The sequence below is a fragment of the Geomonas diazotrophica genome, from assembly GCF_018919385.1.
In the GTDB taxonomy this organism is placed as follows: Bacteria; Desulfobacterota; Desulfuromonadia; order Geobacterales; family Geobacteraceae; genus Geomonas; species Geomonas diazotrophica.
Genome location: NZ_JAHLMF010000011.1, coordinates 162,237 through 180,100, shown reverse-complemented (window position 1 = coordinate 180,100; position 17,864 = coordinate 162,237). Strand labels below are relative to the sequence as shown.

17 protein-coding genes are annotated in these 17,864 nt (G+C 62.1%); 3 read left to right on the top strand and 14 right to left on the bottom strand.

The genetic code is table 11. The annotated features are described in order from the left end of the window. Positions 1 to 18 precede the first annotated feature (18 nt). From ccoS to KOM00_RS13650, 8 genes are all read right to left on the bottom strand, one after another. Positions 19 to 294 (bottom strand): cbb3-type cytochrome oxidase assembly protein CcoS, encoded by a 276-nt coding sequence (ccoS, locus tag KOM00_RS13685; protein WP_216499493.1) that lies wholly within the window; start codon positions 292 to 294, stop codon positions 19 to 21. After that, positions 287 to 2,707, bottom strand: a complete 2,421-nt coding sequence (locus KOM00_RS13680; RefSeq protein WP_236026950.1) for a heavy metal translocating P-type ATPase — start codon at positions 2,705 to 2,707, stop codon at positions 287 to 289. Before KOM00_RS13680 ends, ccoS begins: the two co-directional genes overlap by 8 nt. Continuing rightward, a complete protein-coding gene (locus tag KOM00_RS13675; protein WP_216499492.1) occupies positions 2,704 to 3,159 on the bottom strand; it encodes a FixH family protein in 456 nt (151 codons plus the stop codon). The genes KOM00_RS13680 and KOM00_RS13675 overlap by 4 nt, the downstream gene beginning before the upstream one ends. Before the next feature lie 233 nt (positions 3,160 to 3,392). After that, the gene (locus tag KOM00_RS13670) at positions 3,393 to 4,601 is read right to left on the bottom strand and encodes a 4Fe-4S dicluster domain-containing protein (RefSeq protein WP_236026949.1); all 1,209 of its coding nucleotides are present in this window, start codon (positions 4,599 to 4,601) and stop codon (positions 3,393 to 3,395) included. 11 nt (positions 4,602 to 4,612) lie between these two features. Further along, on the bottom strand, positions 4,613 to 5,104 hold the full coding sequence (locus tag KOM00_RS13665) for a c-type cytochrome (RefSeq protein WP_216499490.1): 492 nt from the start codon (positions 5,102 to 5,104) through the stop codon (positions 4,613 to 4,615). After that, complete coding sequence (locus KOM00_RS13660; RefSeq protein WP_216499489.1) at positions 5,088 to 5,273, bottom strand: cbb3-type cytochrome c oxidase subunit 3; 186 nt, start codon at positions 5,271 to 5,273, stop codon at positions 5,088 to 5,090. Before KOM00_RS13660 ends, KOM00_RS13665 begins: the two co-directional genes overlap by 17 nt. Position 5,274: 1 nt before the next feature. Next, positions 5,275 to 6,138, bottom strand: coding sequence for a cbb3-type cytochrome c oxidase subunit II (locus tag KOM00_RS13655; protein ID WP_216499488.1), 864 nt, complete (start codon positions 6,136 to 6,138; stop codon positions 5,275 to 5,277). Between the two features lie 12 nt (positions 6,139 to 6,150). Then, a complete protein-coding gene (locus KOM00_RS13650; protein ID WP_216499487.1) occupies positions 6,151 to 7,554 on the bottom strand; it encodes a cbb3-type cytochrome c oxidase subunit I in 1,404 nt (467 codons plus the stop codon). 387 nt (positions 7,555 to 7,941) lie between these two features. Between KOM00_RS13650 and KOM00_RS13645 the strand changes: the two genes are divergently transcribed. Continuing rightward, positions 7,942 to 8,607: a hypothetical protein gene (locus KOM00_RS13645; RefSeq protein ID WP_216499486.1), complete on the top strand. Its 666-nt coding sequence runs from the start codon at positions 7,942 to 7,944 to the stop codon at positions 8,605 to 8,607. Here the strand turns inward: KOM00_RS13645 and KOM00_RS13640 are convergent. After that, positions 8,604 to 8,780 carry a hypothetical protein gene (locus KOM00_RS13640; protein ID WP_216499485.1) on the bottom strand — a complete coding sequence of 59 codons (177 nt, stop codon included), beginning with the start codon at positions 8,778 to 8,780 and terminating at the stop codon, positions 8,604 to 8,606. The genes KOM00_RS13645 and KOM00_RS13640 overlap by 4 nt on opposite strands. A 199-nt stretch (positions 8,781 to 8,979) precedes the next feature. Here KOM00_RS13640 and hcp point away from each other — a divergent pair, with 199 nt between their 5' ends. After that, positions 8,980 to 10,629 carry a hydroxylamine reductase gene (gene hcp, locus KOM00_RS13635; protein WP_216499484.1) on the top strand — a complete coding sequence of 550 codons (1,650 nt, stop codon included), beginning with the start codon at positions 8,980 to 8,982 and terminating at the stop codon, positions 10,627 to 10,629. 615 nt (positions 10,630 to 11,244) lie between these two features. On the opposite strand, the gene KOM00_RS13630 is transcribed toward hcp, so the two are convergent. The 4 genes from KOM00_RS13630 to KOM00_RS13615 form a co-directional block, all read right to left on the bottom strand. Beyond that, a complete protein-coding gene (locus tag KOM00_RS13630; protein ID WP_216499483.1) occupies positions 11,245 to 12,615 on the bottom strand; it encodes a cbb3-type cytochrome c oxidase subunit I in 1,371 nt (456 codons plus the stop codon). Continuing rightward, positions 12,612 to 13,328 carry a c-type cytochrome gene (locus KOM00_RS13625; RefSeq protein ID WP_216499482.1) on the bottom strand — a complete coding sequence of 239 codons (717 nt, stop codon included), beginning with the start codon at positions 13,326 to 13,328 and terminating at the stop codon, positions 12,612 to 12,614. Before KOM00_RS13625 ends, KOM00_RS13630 begins: the two co-directional genes overlap by 4 nt. A gap of 353 nt (positions 13,329 to 13,681) precedes the next feature. Continuing rightward, on the bottom strand, positions 13,682 to 14,413 hold the full coding sequence (gene ric / locus KOM00_RS13620; RefSeq protein WP_216499481.1) for an iron-sulfur cluster repair di-iron protein: 732 nt from the start codon (positions 14,411 to 14,413) through the stop codon (positions 13,682 to 13,684). 158 nt (positions 14,414 to 14,571) lie between these two features. After that, entirely contained in the window at positions 14,572 to 14,991 is a 420-nt protein-coding gene (locus tag KOM00_RS13615) for a bacteriohemerythrin (protein ID WP_216499480.1), read from the bottom strand. Positions 14,992 to 15,197: 206 nt separating this feature from the next. Here KOM00_RS13615 and KOM00_RS13610 point away from each other — a divergent pair, with 206 nt between their 5' ends. Beyond that, entirely contained in the window at positions 15,198 to 16,148 is a 951-nt protein-coding gene (locus KOM00_RS13610) for a divergent polysaccharide deacetylase family protein (protein WP_216499479.1), read from the top strand. A gap of 164 nt (positions 16,149 to 16,312) precedes the next feature. On the opposite strand, the gene KOM00_RS13605 is transcribed toward KOM00_RS13610, so the two are convergent. Next, a complete protein-coding gene (locus KOM00_RS13605) occupies positions 16,313 to 17,686 on the bottom strand; it encodes a ParA family protein (RefSeq protein WP_216499478.1) in 1,374 nt (457 codons plus the stop codon). Between the last annotated feature and the right edge of the window lie 178 nt (positions 17,687 to 17,864).

The following is a 17,864-nucleotide window of genomic DNA, read 5'->3' as shown; positions in this document are numbered from 1 at the left end:
GGCGGTCTCCTGTAGGTGTTATCGGTGCGGCACCGCCCCCGCCTGCGCTTCCGCTTCCGGGGGCTCCGGAGGGCGGTGGGACAGGGTGAGTTCATGCTCGGAAGGAGGGACGGGCAGGGGAGGGGAACCCTCGCTACGGGCAGGGAGCGGGGCCTCGTCGTCATCGAGCATCCTGTGCTTTGGGCGCTCCAGGTCGTTGAATTCACCCTTTTGCACCCCCCACAGGAAGAAGAGCCAGCAGCCGCAGCCAAGGAAGAAGGATAGTCCAATAAGTGCGAAAAGCGAGTTATTCATCCGGAGTCCTCATAAGCCTCAGCGAGTTGCCGACCACGCAGACGGAGCTGAGCGCCATGGCGGCCGCCGCGTAGATCGGGGTGAGGCGCCCGGTCATGGCGAGCGGGATGCCGATCAGGTTGTAAAGAAAGGCCCAGACAAGGTTCTGCCGGACCACCGCCATGGTGCGCCGCGCTATCCTGTGCGCGAGCGAAAGGCGCTCAAGGTCCGGCTTGGCGAGGACCAGGTCCGAGGTCTCCAGGGCGATGTCGGTCCCACCGGCGACCGCGCAGCCGACGTCGGCGGCTGAGAGTGCCGGGGCGTCGTTGATGCCGTCCCCCACCATCAAGACCGTCGCGCCTTCTCGCTGGAGCTTTTCTATCTCCCTGGTTTTGTCCGCAGGGGAGAGCGAGCCCACCCCCTTGGCCACCCCGGCGCTTTTGGCGACCTTGTCGGTGCACTCCTGGCGGTCGCCGCTTAAAAGCAGGGTGTCGATTCCCTTGCGCCGGAAGTAGGAGACCACGCCGGGGGCGTCGTCCCGCATGCGGTCCTTGAAGGTGAGGGTGCCGCAGTAGCGCCCCTTGTGGGCGACTCCCACCAGCATCCCCCCCTCCGGCGATGCCAGCTCGGTCGGGATACCCGAGACCCCCAGGCGCTCCAAAAACGGAACGCTTCCCAGGGCCGCCGTCTCGCTCGCCACTCGGCCCGTGACCCCGGCGCCGGCAAGCGTCACCAGTTCGGTCCCGGCGGGATACTCGATGTCGTGCCGGGCAGCGTAGTCGCGCACCGCCTTGGCGATGGGGTGCAGGGAGCCGCATTCCACCGCGGCGGCCAGCGCCAGCACCTGGCGCGGCGTCATCCCCGGCGCAGCCTGTATGTCGACCAGCATGGGAGCGCCCCGGGTGAGGGTGCCGGTCTTGTCGAAGACCGCGACGCTGACGCGGCTCAACCGCTCCAGCACGTCGCCTCCCTTGAACACGACCCCGAGGGCCGCGGCGGCGCCGGTCCCGGCCAGGATGGCGGTCGGGGTTGCGAGACCAAGCGCGCAGGGACAGGCGATCACCAGCACGGCGAGCGCCACCATGAGGCTCGCCCCCAACGACCTTCCCTGGCTGTAGTGCCAGCAAAAGGTCGCCACGGAGAGGGTGAGGACGGCCGGGACGAAGTAGGCGCTGACCCGGTCGGCGATGGCCTGGATGGGTGCGCGCCGGCTCTGGGCCTCCTCCACGAGGTGCGCCACCCTGGCGATGAAGCTCTCCCCGGCCTTCCTGAGGCAGGCCACGCGCAGGGCGCCGGTCAGGTTGCTGCTCCCGGCGATGACCTGGTCGCCTGCCTTTTTCAGCTGCGGCAGCGGCTCTCCGGTCGCGGCCGATTCGTCGACATCGCTGCTCCCTTCCATTACCGTCCCGTCCACCGGGAACCTCTCCCCCGGGGCAACCAGGATCAGGTCGCCCGGGGAGAGCTGCGAGGGCTCCACGGTCTCCAGCTTATCCCCGGCAAAGCGCTGCGCCTGCCCCGAGCAAAGCTCCAAAAGCCTCCCGATCCCGCTGGAGGCGCGCCGCTTGGCGCCATTTTCCAGGAGCCGCCCGGCGAGGATCAGGGTGACGATCATCGCGGCGGTTTCGAAGTAGACCTCGCCCCCGGCAAAGGTCGCGTAGACGCTGTAGCCGTAGGAGGAGAGGGCGCCGATGGCGATCAGGAGCTCCATGTTGGGAGCGCCGTTGCAGATGCCGCGCCAGGCGCCGGAGAGAAAGGGCCAGCCGCAGTAGAAGACCACCGGCGTCGTGACCAGGAGCGAGAAGAGCTGCAGGTACCCCTTCATCTGCGGCTCGATCCCCTGGAAGTAGCCGGCGTAGAGGGCGAAGGCGTATGCCATGAGCTGCATGCTGAGGAAGAAGGCGGTGCCGAAGCGGACCAGGAGATCCTTCTGCACCCGCTGCCCCGCCTCCCGCGCTGCGTCCTCGGTGTAGGGGCGGGGGACGTAGCCGATCTGGTCGATGCGGTTGAATATGGCGGCGGGCGTGATCCGGTCCGGGTCGAAGCGGACCCTGGCCCGGCCGGTTGCGTAGTTGACCCGGGCCTCGGTGACGCCGGGGATCGCGCCGATGATCTTTTCGTTCAGCCAGACGCAGGAGGCGCAGCGGATACCGTCGATGATGATGTCGATGACGCTTCCCTCGGCGGTGGCGTAGACGAAGCTGGACAGGTAGGCGTCACGGTGCTCCCCCTTGAAGGCCCGGGGGATCAGCCCCGTTTCCTGCCAGTCGCGCCGGCGGTAGTAGTCGGCGAGCCCCGACCCGCTTATAAGGAGGTAGGCGCCGTGGCAGCCGTGGCAGCAAAAGGAGAGCACCGAGTCAGGGGTGCGCTCCTCGACCAGCATGCCCGGCGGTATCTCACCGCCGCAATGGAAACAGGGTGCCAGCGCGCCTCTCAATTGAAGAACACCACTTTCTGGGAGGCGACCGCCTCTCCCTTGGTGAAGAGGAGCTCGCCGCGCAGCTCGGCCTGCCCGGAGACTGGCCAGCGGGCGACGAAGACACCTGGCGCGGATTCCGCCAGCGTCAGCACCTCCTTCTCGTTGCCGCGCCTGGTCTGGAACAAGAGGCTTCCGCCGGCGACCGGGGCCCCCTTCTCGTCGTGCACCCGGACCTGCAGATCGCTGCCGGCAAGCGAGGCGGACATGACCCAGTCCAGGCCGGGGTTGTACGCGCCGCTCCTGGTCTTGGCGTAGTTGAGGCCGTTTTGGTAGTAGTCGGTGTCGGTGACCCGGCTCCCGCGTTCGAACGAGATGAATATGCTGGTGCCCATCCCGAGGAGAAATACCGCCAGTAAAAGCAGGATGGCCAACTGCCAGCGGCACGACGATATGGTGACTCTTTTTTGCATGGTTTCTTCCTTCATCGAAAAGCCCTCACCCGGCCTCCGGCCACCCTCTCCCGGTGGGCGAGGGGACGGACGGGGGGCGTCGTAATTGAGCGCAGTCTGTCACAGGGGGGTACCCCTCGCTGGAGAAGCGATGAGTATTCCAGCGCGGAACAAGGTGCTCCACCAGCCTCGCCCTCCGGGAGAGGGGCAGGGGTGAGGGCGCCGCCGTACCGTGATCTGCATCGCTTTCCGCGCTACTGCACGGCGACCGGCAGCGGGCTTGCCGCCACCACCTTGTCGCCGGAGACGAGCCTCAGCTCTACCTGCATTCCCGGCGCCGGCGCCGGATTGAGCTTCAAGGCGAACCCGATCTTCCTGTTGGCGTTCGCCGCCAGCGTTATCTCCCGCACCGGGCCGACGAGCTCCACCCGGTATCCCGGCAAGGGCGCCGCCTCCAACGAAAAGGTCCGGGGCGCGCCGCCGCGGTTCTCCAGGAATACGGAGTAGAAGTTCACCAGCGAGCCGTCCGGCAGCCGCTTCACCTCGCCGCTTTCGGCGCGCTGTACCTTGAGAGTCGCTTCCTGGCGCGTGGTCGCCTCGAAGACCAGCAGGGCCACCAGCAACAGGAGCACGCCCCCCAAAAGGAGCGCCTTTTTGTTAACCGGCCGCGACCCGTCGGGACCCCGCGGCCCGAAGGTGTAATGGATCAGTCCTCCGCTTTTGCGCGGGGCGAACACGTCACGGCACGCGTCCAGGCAGCGGCCGCAGTTGATGCACTCGATCTGCAGACCCTGGCGGATGTCGATCCCGGTGGGACAGGCCCTGACGCAGGCGCCGCAGCGCAGGCAGACCCCCTTGAGCTCCGGGTCGAACTCCAGGGTGAGCGTGCCGCGCTCCATGGTCATCAGCTGGATCCGACCGTAGGGGCAGACGCTCTTGCAGAACCGGCGCCGCACGAAGGCGAGGTCGAGGTAGACGATGAGCGCCGTCACGGTGAGGGAGATCCCCGCCACCGCCCCCAGCTTCCCCGCGGCAATCCGCGCGAAGAAATCGGGCGGGGCGATGAAGTACCAGACCAGGTTCGCGGCCACCAGTGCCGAGAGGGCGAGATGCCAAAGCAGCCTCAGCGCGGCACGCGCCGGCGCAGGCAGGACCCGGGTCCGGGCGTCGAACCAGTCGGCAAGATCGCCAAGCGTGGTCTGGGGGCAGAGCCAGCCGCACCAGACCCTGCCAAAGAGCATGGTGACGAACAAGAAGGCGAAGACCAGGATCAGCACCACGATGAGGAGCAGGTAGAACTCCTCGATGCGCAGCTTTGCACCGAAAAAAAGGAGCGTCCTCGTGCCCGCGTCCAGCCGCAGCAGCGATTCGCCGCCGGGACGGACGAACGGGATCACCAGGATGAGCAGCGTGGCGAGCCACTGCACCCCCTTGCGCCAGGGGGCGATGCGCCACTTCTTCAACGGTACTGTCTTCAAAGCGACAGGACGTACTGGACCAGCCCCTGCATCTTGTCGCCGGAGAGTTCGTTCTTGAAGCCCGGCATGCCGCCCGGGCGCCCGTCACTGATGCTGGTGGTCACCTCCGGGGCGGTCCTGCCGTATTTGTACTTTTTCGCGGTAAGGTCGGGGCCGATCCCCCCCTTGGCGTCGGCGCCGTGGCAGGAGGCGCAGCGGGCGGCGAACTCCTTCTTACCCTCCGCGGCGAGGTCCGCGGTCCTGATCTCCTCGTGTGCCGGAACCGCCTGGCCGGCGGCCGCCTTCTCCCCCTGCACGGCGAGGCGCGCCTCCTTGGCCTTCTTGACCTCGGCGAACTCGCCGTAGGAGCTCCAGCCGCTGAACAGGTAATAGGCCATGAAGATGATTCCCCAGGTCACAAGGCCGAAGAACAGGATCCTGAACACCAGCGGGGAGTTCTTCTCGGCGCGGTACCTGATGCCGTCGTACTCTTTATTTTCGTCGGACATCGCGTCCTCCTTTTTTCTCGTCGCTCGGGTAGTCGTCGTCCATCATCCGGTATTTGGGTTGCTCCCCCTTCGCCTTCTGTTTACGGCTGTAGGTGCGCGCCACGATGGCGGCGAAGACCAGGAAGAGGAGCAGGGTCACCCCCAGGTAGTAGATGCTTGCGCTGTCCATGTCACTTCCTGTGCACGGACTTCAGGTAGGTGACCACCTTCCAGGTGCGCTCCTTGCCCAAGGTGTCGCCGAAGGAGGGCATGCCGCCGGCGGCGATGCCGCCGTAGACGCTGGTGAACACCTTGGCGTCGGGCTGGTCCAGGTCGCGCAGGTCCGGCCCCACCTCGCCCTTAAGCTCGATGCCGTGGCACTGCGCGCAGTGCTCTGCGTAGAGCTTCTGCCCTTCGGGGAGGACGCTCATGTTGCCCTGGAACGGGTTCTTCAGCTCGCCCAAGACCTCCGCCTTGCCGGTCTTTCTCCAGGGGATGTCGTTGCCCACCTTCTGCATGTAGGCGATGATGGCATCCATTTCGCTCTTTCCCTGCAGCGCCTGGATGTCGGCCGGGGTGTAGGGGAACTTGAGCGCCTTCATCTTCTTCTCGGAGAGGCTAGTGTCGAGCGGCCGGTTCAAGAAGTCGTAGGAGGGCATGTTGGAGCGGGGCACCATGGAGCGCGGGTCCTTCATGTGCTTCACGTGCCACGCGTCCGGGTACTTGCCGCCGATCCTCGCGAGGTCCGGGCCGTTACGGCGCGAGCCCCAGAGAAACGGCTGGTCGTAGACGAACTCGCCGCTTTTCGAGTACTCACCGTAGCGCTCCGTGTCGGAGAGGAGCGGGCGCACCGTCTGGGTGTGGCAGTTGTTGCACCCTTCGCGGATGTAGATGTCGCGCCCCTCGAGCTGCAGCGGGGTGTAGGGCTTCACCGAGGCGATGGCGAGCTTCGGGTCGTTGATCCAGCGGAAGGGGAGGACCATGGTGATCACGGTGCCGACCAGGATGGTCAGCGTGGCCAGGAGCAGGAATATGATGGGCTTCTTCTCTATCATGGCGTCTCCTCCCTAGGCTCTTTGCGCCGCGGCCTGGGCCTTGCCGCCGGCGATGGTCTGGTAGATGTTGTAGAGGAAGACGAGGAGCCCCGCGAGATAGATCACCCCGCCCAGGGCCCGCATGTGCCAATAGGGGTAGAGTTCCACCATGGTCTCGATGAAGCTGTAGTGCAGGCTTCCGTCCGGGTTGGTCGCGTTCAGCATGGCCGCCTGCTGCACGCCGGCGATCCACATGGTGATGGAGAAGATGAGCTGCCCGGTCAGGACCAGCCAGAAGTGCACGTTGGCCAGCGGGACGCTATAGACCTCGGTGTGGTAGAGCCTGGGGACGGTGTAGTAGATGGCCGCGAAGAGCACCAGCGAGACCCACCCCAGCGTCCCCATGTGCACGTGGCCGGGGACCCAGTCGGTGTAGTGGATGAAGGCGGAGAAGGTGCGCACCGCCTGCGAGGGGCCCTGCAGCGTCTGCATCCCGTAGAAGGTGATGCCGAAGATCAGGAACTTGACCAGGTAGTTCTCGCGCATCTGGTGCCACTGTCCGTTCATCGAGAAGTAGCCGTTGAAGACGGCGGCCCAGGAGGGCGCGATCAGCATCACCGAGAAGCCCATGGCGAGCGTCTGCACCCAGTCGGGGACCGGCGTCCAGAGCAGGTGGTGCGCCCCGGTCCAGAGATACATGAAGATGAGGCTCCAGAAGGCGACCACCCCCATCCGGTGGCTGTAGATGGGGACCCCGGTCGCCTTGGGGAGGAAGTAGTAGAAGATGGCCAGAGGCGGCGTGGTGAGCACCATGGCCACCGCGTTGTGCCCGTACCACCACTGGACGTTGGCGTCGTTGGCGCCGGCGTAGGCGGAGTAGGACTTGGTGAGGGAGACCGGAATCGCGGCGTTGTTCACCAGGTAGAGTACGGCGACCCCGACCAGGGTGGCCAGGATGTACCAGAGCGAGATGTACATCTGCTCCTCGCGCCTTTTCACGATGGTCATCACGATGTTCACTGCGAAGATCACCCAGAGCACCACGACGAGGCTTGCCACCGGCCATTCCAGCTCGGCGTATTCCTTGGAGCGGTTCATCCCCATGGCCAGCGTCACCGCCGCCAGCGCGATCACCACGTTGAAGAGCCAGAGCTGGACCTTCGCCAGCCCCGGACTCCACAGGCTCGTGCGCGTAAGGCGCTGGGTGATGTAGATGAAGAAGGCCATGAAACTGCCGATGCCCCAGCCGAAGATCCCGGCGTTGGTGTGGATCGGGCGCAGCCGGCCGTAGGTGAGGTAGGGGGGGAAGTTGAGCTGCGGGAAGGCGATCTGGAACGAGATGAAGACGCCGACCAGCACGGCCACCAGCCCCCATACCATGCTCCAGATCACAAACCCCTTGACGATGTCGTCAGCGTACCCTTCCTGTTGGTTCATGCCGTCCTCCTGGAGATGAATGGATCAGTGAAGGCAACATGTGGACGAGGGCGATGTCGTGGAGACATCGATCGCTCTGTTGCCGCAAGCTTGTGTCATAAATGCCGGAACTGTCGTGACTTTGTCCGGCGGTAAAGCCTTTTCCCAAAAGTAACGTCCAATGATCCAGCAATAACAAAGTGTTAGTTTAGGTTGTAATCTCGGTTTAGCAAGCGATGCACCTGTATACGGCTTCATTTTTCACGGCTCTTTTAGCTGGAGAAAGGTGCAGGTTTGCCGATACGCAAAGTAACGCGGTTACCCGCTTTCATTGAATCGGTTTATCCCTTAGCCTTGTTCATCGTGATGTCGCTTCATCGGGGGCGATATCCGGCCCGGAGGAGTCGTATGAGTACCAGCGAACTGATCTACTACTGTGCGGCGGGGGCTACGCTGCTCGTCATCTGGATAGGGGCGACCTACTGGGCCGTCAATTTTTTCATAAGGCAGGTAACCCAGCAGAGTTGCCATGATTTCAGGGTGCGCATGCAGGGAGAGGCGGAACGGGCCCTGAAGCTGTTCCGGGAGGGGCTTTGCGAACAGATCGTCCAGCAGGAGAATAAATCCGACGCCCTGGCGAGACTCTACGCCGCCCTGATCGACCAGTTGCGGTTGGGGAGGGAATTCCTGGCCTCGATAGGGCAGGGTGAGCGGGCTCAGGCGGAGAAACAGCTGAGGACGATAAGGGGGACCGGCGAGAGCTTCTCCGAGATCTTTCAGAAGCAGAGCCTCTTTTTGTCGGAAGAGTTCACCAGGACGGGGAAGGACCTCCTGACCCAGCAGAAGACGGCCCAGGAGCGCCTGGAGGAACTGCTGCGCCGGGTGCAGAGGGAGCCGCAGAATGCCCTCGCCGTCGAAGACCTGAAGAAGGAGTGGGCGCAGTTCGAGGACCTGTTAAACCGGCTCATGGACTTCGTGCGCAACGAATTCCGCAGGCGCAACCCGGTGAGCAGCGTCATGATGAAGTGGCTCAACGAAGGTCCCGCCCCCGGGGAGGCGAAGGGCCCCTCCTAGCCATCCTTCTTGTCCAGCGCTTCGGGCTTGCAGAGGTGTTCCTCTTTCTTGGCCGCGCGGCCGCATTTCTTGCAGACGTAGCGCGGTTCGGCGACGATCTTCTTAAGTTCCTTCAGGTTGTCCTTTATCTCGTCCTTGTCCCACTTGCATAGGGTCTTGCTGTCCTTTCCCATCTGTTAACTCCTGTGGCACCGACAGGTCTTACCCTGCCATGCCCGCTCTTCCTTCCGGCTCAGAGAAAGTCTGCCTTGCCTGTTAGCTCGATTTAATTCGAATTTCGGGCCGGCCGTTGTTGAAATGGAAAACATTCCAGATATAGTAAATCAGTTTTCGAAATTTCCTAGTGACTTCAATAGAAAAGGGGGAATCCATATGTCGATGTTTTGCCGCCAATGTGAGCAGGCCGCCAAGGGAACCGGGTGCGAGGTAGTAGGGGTATGCGGCAAGAATCCTGAGGTCGCCGCCTTGCTGGATCTTATGATGTACGGTCTCAAGGGGCTGGCCATTTACGCTGACAAGGCAAGGGAGCTGGACGCGCGCAACACCGTCGCGGACATGTTCCTTATCGAGGGCCTTTTCACCACCGTGACCAACGTGGACTTCGATCCGGTGCAGTTGGCGGGCAAACTGAGGAAGTGCTACGACCTCAAGGAGCAGGTGAAGGCGATGTACGAGAGCGCCTACCGCGAGAAGAACGGCGCGGAGGCCCCCGCCATCACTGACGGCCCTGCCGCCTGGGTGATCGCCGACAACCTGGAAGGGCTGGTCGCACAGGGACAGGCCCACGGGGTGAAGAGCCAGCACAGCGACCCCGACATCCTTTCCGCCATCGAGATCATCATCTACGGCCTGAAGGGGATGGCGGCCTACGCGGAACACGCCATCATCCTGGGCAAGACCGACGAGGAGGTCTTCGCCTTCTTCCACAAGGCGCTCGCCGCCACCACCGACACCACCAAGGGGCTCATGGACTTCGTGGGGATCGCCATGGAGTGCGGCAAGTTGAACATCAAGGTCATGGAGATGCTCAACACCGGGCACGTGGAGCACTACGGGCATCCGGTCCCGACCAAGGTCCAGCTCGGCACCCGCAAGAACAAGGGGATCCTGGTTTCCGGTCACGACCTGCGCATGCTCGAAGAGCTCTTGAAGCAGACCGAAGGGAAGGGGATCGACGTCTACACCCACGGCGAGATGCTCCCGGCTCACGGCTACCCGGGGCTCAAGAAGTACCCGCACCTCTACGGCAACTTCGGCGGCGCGTGGCAGGACCAGGCCAAGGAGTTCCCGAACTTCCCCGGCGCCATCATCTTCAACACCAACTGCATCCAGCGCCCGGCGGAGAGCTACAAGGACCGGTTGTTCACCTGGGGCGAAGTGGGCTGGCCCGGCGCCAAGCACCTCACCGGCTGGAAGTTCGACGAGGTGATCAACAAGGCCCTGGAGTGCCCGGACCTCCCCGACGCACCGGGGCAGGAGATCCTGACCGGCTTCGGTCACAACGCGGTGCTCGGTGTGGCGGACAAGGTGATCGAGGCGGTGAAGGCGGGTGCGGTCAAGCACTTCTTCCTGATCGGCGGCTGCGACGGCGCGAAGAGCGGGCGTAACTACTACACCGAGTTCGCCGAGAAGGTGCCCAAGGACTGCGTCATCCTGACCCTCGCCTGCGGCAAGTACCGCTTCAACAAGCTGGAGTTCGGCGACATCGGCGGCATCCCGCGTCTTCTGGACGTGGGGCAGTGCAACGACGCCTATTCCGCGGTGCAGATCGCCTCGGCCTTGGCCGGTGCCTTCAACTGCGGGCTGAACGACCTGCCGCTTTCCTTCATCCTCTCCTGGTACGAGCAGAAGGCCCACGTCATCCTGCTGTCCCTGCTCTTCCTCGGCGTCAAGAACATCAAGCTGGGACCCGCGCTTCCCGCCTACCTGTCGCCCAACGTGTTGCAGTTCCTGGTCGACAACTTCAACATCGGCCAGATCGGCAGCGTTGACGCGGACCTCAAGGCGAGCCTCGGGCAGTAATAGCGGGCCTCGGACAATAATCTAAGGGGACCGGCCTTAGCCGGTCCCTGCAGTAGCAGCACGCAGCACCAGAGCAGATGTAGCTCCTTTAGCGCCAGGTCCGGGCAGACCTGGCGCCTTTTTTTCATCCTGTAATTCGGGTCCATCGAGTAAATTCCCGCGATGCGTAGCACTCACTCCCAAGCTACACCACACCTGTTTAATAATAATCAACGCGTTCAACCTCCGGCCCCGGCGATAAATTGTCCGCGCTGCCGATTCAATCTTCGGCGTCGGCGATAAATCGCCCGCGCTGCCGATTCAATTTTCGGCGTCGACGATAAATTGCCCGCGCTGGTGATTCAATCTTTGGCGTCGGCGATAAATCGCCAACGCTACCGATTCAATCCGTGCGCTCGAAGAGAAATTGATGCTGGACTTGCAATGCGAGGTCCATCATTTCGGCGGGCTTTTCTATTATTTGGGTGGGAGAGGTTGCCTTCGAGGGGGGGACGTGATCAGGGTGATCAAATGACGCCAGCCTAAGCAGCAGTTCAGGCTGGTGCCATAGGGCAGACGGATGTCAGGGAAGGGACCATACAAAGGTGTATGGTCCCTTCTTTATTTCGCCTGGGGTCAGATGTTTGCGGCCGGCGTTACCACCGGTTCGGGCGCGGGGAGGTTGGACTGCTTGATGGTGAAGAGATGGTACACGGTGATGATGACGCCGGCGAGGAAGACGAGACCCACGCCGAAGGCGACCCGGAACCAGAACATCATGGTGAGGTGCGCGGTGCTGTAACCGATGTCCAGGAACCGCTCCAGGTAGGTCTGCAGGATCCCCGCGATTCCGAAGACGAGCCCCAGGAGGAACATGGCGATGGTCATGATCCAGAAGCCCCACCTGCCCAGCCGGTCATTGTACTTGTTGATCCCCTTCAGCCGCGGCATGGCGAAGTAGAAGATGGTGAGGTTCAGCAGGGCGTAGGCGCCGAAGAAGGCTAAGTGACCGTGAGAGACGGTGATCTGGCTGCCGTGGGTGTAGTAGTTGATCGGCGGCAGCGTGTGCATGAAGCCCCAAAGCCCGGCGCCGACCAGGTGATAGATGGCGAGCCCGACGATGTAGTACCAGGTGAGCGGGTTCACGATGGGGTTTTTGCGCTCGCGCACGTGCATCCAGGTGTCCACCACCATGAGCACGATGGGGAGCGGTTCGAGTGCGCTGAACACGCCCCCCCACCAGAGCCAGTAGTCGGGGGCGCCGATCCAGTAGTAGTGATGGCCGGTGCCGACGATGCCGGTGAAGAGGAAGAGCCCGGTCTCCACGTAGAGCCATTTCTCCACCACCTTGCGGTCCACCCCGGTCACCCTCATGATGATGTAGGCGACGATGGACGCCGTCACCACCTCCCAGGCCCCCTCCACCCAGAGATGAATCACCCACCACCAATAGTAGTAATCCGTGTTCAGGTTCTTGTAGAAGGGCATCCCGAAGAGATACATGACCGCAAGGAAGGTGACGCCCCCCAGCAGCATCCACTGCAGGGCCGATTTCTCCTTGGACTGGATGATGGTCATGGCGACGTTGGCGATGAAGAGAAGCGCTGCAACCACGATCAGGGCGTTGAGTGGAAAGGGGATCTCCAAAAGCGGCTTGCCGCGGGTCCAGCCGAACAGGAAGCCGACGACCGCGGTGACCGCGGCGGCGACGAAGATGATGAGCTGGGCGTAGGCGATCTTCGGGCTGTAGAGCTCACGGCCGCACTCCGGGGGGAGGATATAATAGGTTCCTCCCATGAACCCCAAGAGCATCCAGGCCACCAGCGTGTTGGTGTGGATCTCGCGGGCGGTGGAGAAGGGGAAGACGTTGACCAGTTCCTGCGGCAGAGTGAAGGCGTAGTTGATGGAGAGCCACAGCCCTATGATCACCTGCAGTATGAAAAGAACCAGGGCGAGACGGAAGTACCACAGCGACACCCGCTGGCTTTGGTATTCGATCAGCATCATTTGCTCACCTCCTTGTTCGACTTAAGGCTCAGCACGAAATCGGCGATGATCCCGGCGGTCTGCGGGCTGACATCCTGCGGCGGCATGGTCACACCGGGGCGCACCGACTGCGGGTTGATCATGTAGTTGATGAGGGTTTGCCGGTCGTAGGTGATGCGGTTGGCGATGGCGGTGAGGTCTCCGCCCACATTGCGTCCCTGGTTCTCGAAGGTGTGGCAGCCGCCGCAGGCCTGCAGGACCAAATGCACCTTGTCGAGCTTTTGCGGCTGGGACTCGCGCAGCTTGTATGCCTCCACGAACTTCTCGTCCTGCGGGGGCCAGTGCCGGTTCTCGATCTCGCCGACCCAGCGCAGGAAGGTGACCAACTGCGTGGTTTCCGTCTCGCTGACGCCAAGGTGGGGCATCTTCCGGAAGGAGTTTTTGTACATCACTTCCGGGTGCTGCACGATTGAGGCGATGTTGTTTTCCCCCAGCCGGTAGAAGGCCTTGGTCATGTCCGGCGCGTAGTAGCCGCCGAAGCCGAGGATGGTGTGGCAGTCGTTGCAGTTGTACTTGTGCCAGACCTTCTTGCCGGCAACTACCTGTTCGGTGAGCTTGTCCGTGTGGGTGAACTTGGGGGTCTGCATGTGGAAGTCATAGGTTTGCCAGAGGAAAATCGCTGCCGAGGTGAGGGTTCCCACCCAGAAGATCAGCCGGGCTGTTTTTCCGGTCATACCGCCCTCCTTTTGCCGTGGTTGATGATATGGTTAGATTGTTCTAATTATTGACAGCAGGAAGGATACCGTGAGGAGGACGGATGTCAACCCGGCGGTACAAATAAGGCCCCGAAAGGATTGTAGGGATCCTTTTTCGGGGCCTTGCGATACGGTGGCGGTTTGGGCGGAGGGGCTAATGTGGGGGTGGCGGCGGCCTGCTAATCTTTGCGCTGCCTCAGGGGGCAAAGAGAAAGGGCTGCCAGCGCCAGCCACGATAAAGCGAACATTGCTACTATGAGGGTCATCGCTGCTCCTTGTTATTTGTTTTGGGTTTCCCCTCCCGCAAGGGGAGAGGGGGCCGGTAGGGGGGCTTACAGCTTGCCTGCTTTGGGGAACAGTATGTTGTTCTCCAAATGGACGTGCTTGTGCAGGTCGTCCTCGAACTCCTCCAGCTTCTGGTAGGTGACCGTGAAGGTATTGCAGGCGTCGCCGGGGACCGAGTAGTTCTTGGACAGCCGGCGGATCTCGTGCACCGCGGCCCCTACCTCGTCATGCTCGTGTCCCAGTTCCGCCAGGACCGCCTTCAGCCTCTTGATCTCTTCCGGGTCCGGTGCGGCCCCCTCCTTCTTCAGTTCGGTCAGCTTCCTGATGGCCGGAAAGAGTTGTTCCTCTTCGCTTTTCAAGTGTTGCGCCATGTCGGCTGCGACCTTGGCGAAGATCCCCGCGATCTGCACCACCTCGGGGTGGTTGGGTCCGTGTACCTGCGCGATCTTGTTGGCGTAGGCCTCGATGGTGGGGATGTTTTCCTTCAAGTAGCTGTGGTGTGCGTTGACGATGTAGTCGGCCAGGAAGGGAAGCTCCCAGGCGTCGTAGTTCTGGCTGCGCTCCAGCGGGCGGGCCGCTACCTGCTCCAGGTCGCGCAGCAGCGCCGCGAGGTCGATCCCTTTTTCCCGGCAGGCCTGTGCCAGCGGCATGTTGCCACCGCAGCAGAAGTCGATGCCGTATTTTTCAAAGACTTCGGCGGCGCGAAAATCCCTGGCGACCACCGAGCCTACGGTTTCAGTGTTGGTTGCTGCAGCCGGTTCCTGATTTGTTTTTTCCATGGTGTCGCTCCCTTGGCGCTCTTGATGGAAGAGCGGCCGGTTCAGACAGACGTTGCGGGGCGTTTGCGTGCCCCCTTGAGACCCATGGTAACACTATATGCAATTCAGAGTATGATCCAGATCAAAAAGTGAGAGGTCGTGCGGGGAGGGGGCGACGATCAGGGCAGGGGGGTGAGGGGGGAATTGTTGACGAAGCGGCCGATGGCGCGGTCCATGGTGGAGATGTGCTCGATGAGCCAACTGGTGATGAAGCCGGTCATGGTGCTGACCATGTTTTGCGTGATCCCCTCCACCTTCAGGCGCTCTTTCAGCCGGTTGATCTGGTCGATGAAGGCGAGGTGCTTTTCACGGTGCCCCACGAAGTCCGGGTACCGGACCTGCTGCATCAGCTTTTCCTCTTCCTTGAAGTGGGTGACGGCGTAGGCTTCGAGGAACCAGAACATGCGCATGATCTCGTCCTGGTCCTGGTTGGACTGGTAGGCGCTGACGAACGCGTTGAACTTGTCGAAAAGAAGCTTGTGCTGGATATCGATTTCCAGCATCCCGATGTTCAGGTCGTCTCGCCACTCCACCAACATAGATTCCTCCGTAACTGTCTTCGGTGTTTATACCTTAGTCGCCTCCGTTTTATCAATATCTTTAATGTTTGCCTTTTCCTTTCTCGAGTCTCCCTTTGCAAATCATTTGCAATGGCACCGTGCCTCATGCTATCTCACATTAAAATGATGTCCCGGGGCGGGCTCCGCAACTCCTTGTTGCTGTGCACGTCCCAGCGGAGGTGTGTGTGGCAAAGAAGGGTAAGGCGGTAAACAGACGTAAACCTGCACCGGGCGGCGGGCGCAAGCCGCTCATGGCGCTTTTGATAGTCGCGATACTCATAGCCGCGGCTTTTTTCCTGCTGGAGCACTTTAAAAAGCCCTCTCCGCCGCCTCAACCTCCCGCAAAGCCCGCGGTCAGCGCGTCGAAGCATCAGCCGATCCCGGAGCGGCCGGCCCCGGTGCAGCAGAAACTTTCCACCGCCCAGGCGCCGGCAGCCAAACCGCATCCGGCCGCACTCCCCAAGGCCGCTGGTCCCGGGCGTCTCGCCATCATCATCGATGACATGGGAACCAGCATGCAGGAGCTGAAGACGCTGCAGTCGATCGGGCAGCCGCTTACCTACTCGGTCATCCCGAGCCTCGCCCACGCCAGGCAGGTGGCCGAGGGCGCGCATGCCGCGGGCGCCGAGGTGATGGTGCACATGCCGATGGAGCCCGAGGGGTATCCCAAGCAGAAGATGGAGTCGGTAGGCGTTTTGGTCGCCATGGACGATGCGGAGATTGCCGGGCGGATCAAGAGCTATTTCGCCACGGTGCCCCACGCCGTGGGTGCCAACAACCACATGGGATCGCGCTTCACCCAGGATCCGGCAAAGATGAAGGTCGTGCTGCAGATACTGAAGGAGAAAGGGTTGTTCTTCGTGGACAGCAAGACCTCGCCGGCCTCGGTCGGGTACCGGGAGGCGAAGGCGCTGGGGATGAGGTGTGCGGCGCGCCAGGTGTTTTTGGACAACGTGCAGGACGAGAGTGCGATCGGCAAGCAGTTGGCGCAGGCTGCCGCCATAGCAAGAAAAAAGGGTGCGGCGATAGCAATCTGTCATCCGCACCCTGCAACCATGCGAGCCCTGAAGCTCTATATGCCCGAACTGGCCAAAAGCGGCATCACCTTTGTCCATGCGTCGGAGCTGACCAACTAGAAGCCGTTCTATGTTCTAAGTTCTATGTTAAAACCCACCAGCCTTGGGAGTGTTACAGCTTCGGGATGTTAAAGTAAAATTCACCCAACCTTTGAGTTACAGGTTGGGGCTGTTAACGTAGAACATAGAACGTAGAACGTAGAACTTGTTTTGGCTGAACGTGTTTAGAGCTGTGCCGCGATCCTCTTCTTGAGCTTCGACACTTCGCGGTACTTGTCGTCCACCAGGATGGAGGCGGGGTTGTCGCCGTTCACCGGGTGAACTATCAGGAAGGCGTCCCGCAATTCCCCCTCGTACCCGGCCAGCGTTTCCGACATGATCCCGGAGAAGCCATCGCGCTCCGGCGCGCGGGCCAAGGGGTACTTCTTCTTCAACAGCTCGCTGCCGCTCAAATCGAAACGGTGGAAGTCGATGCTCCCCGCCTCGTCACCAACCCCGGGATTCAGCACGAACACCGATTCCAGCGCGGTCTGGTGGATCATCTGCCTGGTCGGATCGTCATGCGGCAACTGGCGCTCGATCTTGAAGATGGTCGAGACCAGGAAGCCGGTGAAGCAGTCGGCTTCCATGTAGCCGCTGGCGGCGCCGTCGGAACTCTCGCAGTAGTAGGAAACCTGCGATTCCTGGCTCAACTCCTTGCCGCAGACCAGGCACTGGCTCTTCAGCCCGGACAGCCTGCCGAAGTACTCCTCTTTCTTTCTCTTGTTCTCCTCGTGCTGCCACTTGTCGTAGAGCATGGCGCGCGGCTCTTCGGTCTCGTAGAACTCGTTGAGACAGGTCTGCCCCAGCGCCGCGAACTGGCCATAGACGTCGGTGCCGCGCCCGTGGGTGAGGATCGGGTAGATCTTCCCTTCGGGGTTGGTGTTGAGGCTCTCGACCTTGGGGCTCTTGGATATGAATATGTCGGAGCAGCGGAAGCCGCGGTTGATGGCGAAGGCCTTCAGGAGCGTCTTCTGGTCCTTGAACATCCCTTCGAACTTGATCCTCTCGTCGATGAGACAGGGGATAAGCGACAGGCTCTTTCTGTCCAGCCCCCTCTTGTCGAAGAGCTCGAAGATGTTGCGGCAGTTGTCCATGCTGGCCATGTCCTTGATCGGGACCAGCACCCGGTCCGCTGCGTAGAGCGCGTTCTGGGTCAACACGTCGAGGTCCGGGCGGGTGTCGACGATCAGGATGCCGGGGATCTCGGACATCGCCAGGAGCCGCGCCAGCACCATCGGTCCCTTGAGCGAGCCGCGCAGCTCGGGAAGGGTGGTGGAGGAGGGGATGTAATTCACCCCGTACTGGCCGGTGTGCAATAGGTCGCGCCCGCGGGTCTCCAGCAGGAGATCGGCCACGCTCCCGTTCTGCTTCTGCCCCTTGATCGAAAACATCTTGTCGATGGTGAAGTGGTTGTCGAAGGAGAAGATCGACACCGGGAGGTTTTCGTCCAGGGCCTTCAGGAAGATCGCGAGGTTGGTCGCCAAGGTCGTCTTGCCGACGCCCCCCTTTTCCGAGGAAACGGTTATTACATAAGGGTAATTTTTCATGGCGCGCATACTAACATCGACACGCCCGGACGGTCAACCCGTTTGACAGTGGCGCTGGGTGCGTGCTAGAAAACGGCTGCAGATGTCGTTTGGATGGACCGCTTCTTCCCCGCCCCGGAGGGGGAGGAGGCGCGCAGCGTCGTGCACCGGCTTCCCCCCTCCGGGCGGAGGGGCGTTACTGCAGGCG

Excerpts from the sequence above, each read along its gene's own strand:
- KOM00_RS13625 (WP_216499482.1), bottom strand. The coding sequence starts at position 13,328 with ATGACCGGAAAAACAGCCCGGCTGATCTTCTGGGTGGGAACCCTCACC.
- hcp (WP_216499484.1), top strand. The coding sequence starts at position 8,980 with ATGTCGATGTTTTGCCGCCAATGTGAGCAGGCCGCCAAGGGAACCGGG.
- KOM00_RS13615 (WP_216499480.1), bottom strand. The coding sequence starts at position 14,991 with ATGTTGGTGGAGTGGCGAGACGACCTGAACATCGGGATGCTGGAAATC.
- KOM00_RS13655 (WP_216499488.1), bottom strand. The coding sequence starts at position 6,138 with ATGATAGAGAAGAAGCCCATCATATTCCTGCTCCTGGCCACGCTGACC.
- KOM00_RS13630 (WP_216499483.1), bottom strand. The coding sequence starts at position 12,615 with ATGATGCTGATCGAATACCAAAGCCAGCGGGTGTCGCTGTGGTACTTC.
- KOM00_RS13645 (WP_216499486.1), top strand. The coding sequence starts at position 7,942 with ATGAGTACCAGCGAACTGATCTACTACTGTGCGGCGGGGGCTACGCTG.
- KOM00_RS13640 (WP_216499485.1), bottom strand. The coding sequence starts at position 8,780 with ATGGGAAAGGACAGCAAGACCCTATGCAAGTGGGACAAGGACGAGATA.
- KOM00_RS13665 (WP_216499490.1), bottom strand. The coding sequence starts at position 5,104 with ATGTCCGACGAAAATAAAGAGTACGACGGCATCAGGTACCGCGCCGAG.
- KOM00_RS13650 (WP_216499487.1), bottom strand. The coding sequence starts at position 7,554 with ATGAACCAACAGGAAGGGTACGCTGACGACATCGTCAAGGGGTTTGTG.
- KOM00_RS13675 (WP_216499492.1), bottom strand. The coding sequence starts at position 3,159 with ATGCAAAAAAGAGTCACCATATCGTCGTGCCGCTGGCAGTTGGCCATC.
- ccoS (WP_216499493.1), bottom strand. The coding sequence starts at position 294 with ATGAATAACTCGCTTTTCGCACTTATTGGACTATCCTTCTTCCTTGGC.
- KOM00_RS13605 (WP_216499478.1), bottom strand. The coding sequence starts at position 17,686 with ATGCGCGCCATGAAAAATTACCCTTATGTAATAACCGTTTCCTCGGAA.
- ric (WP_216499481.1), bottom strand. The coding sequence starts at position 14,413 with ATGGAAAAAACAAATCAGGAACCGGCTGCAGCAACCAACACTGAAACC.
- KOM00_RS13660 (WP_216499489.1), bottom strand. The coding sequence starts at position 5,273 with ATGGACAGCGCAAGCATCTACTACCTGGGGGTGACCCTGCTCCTCTTC.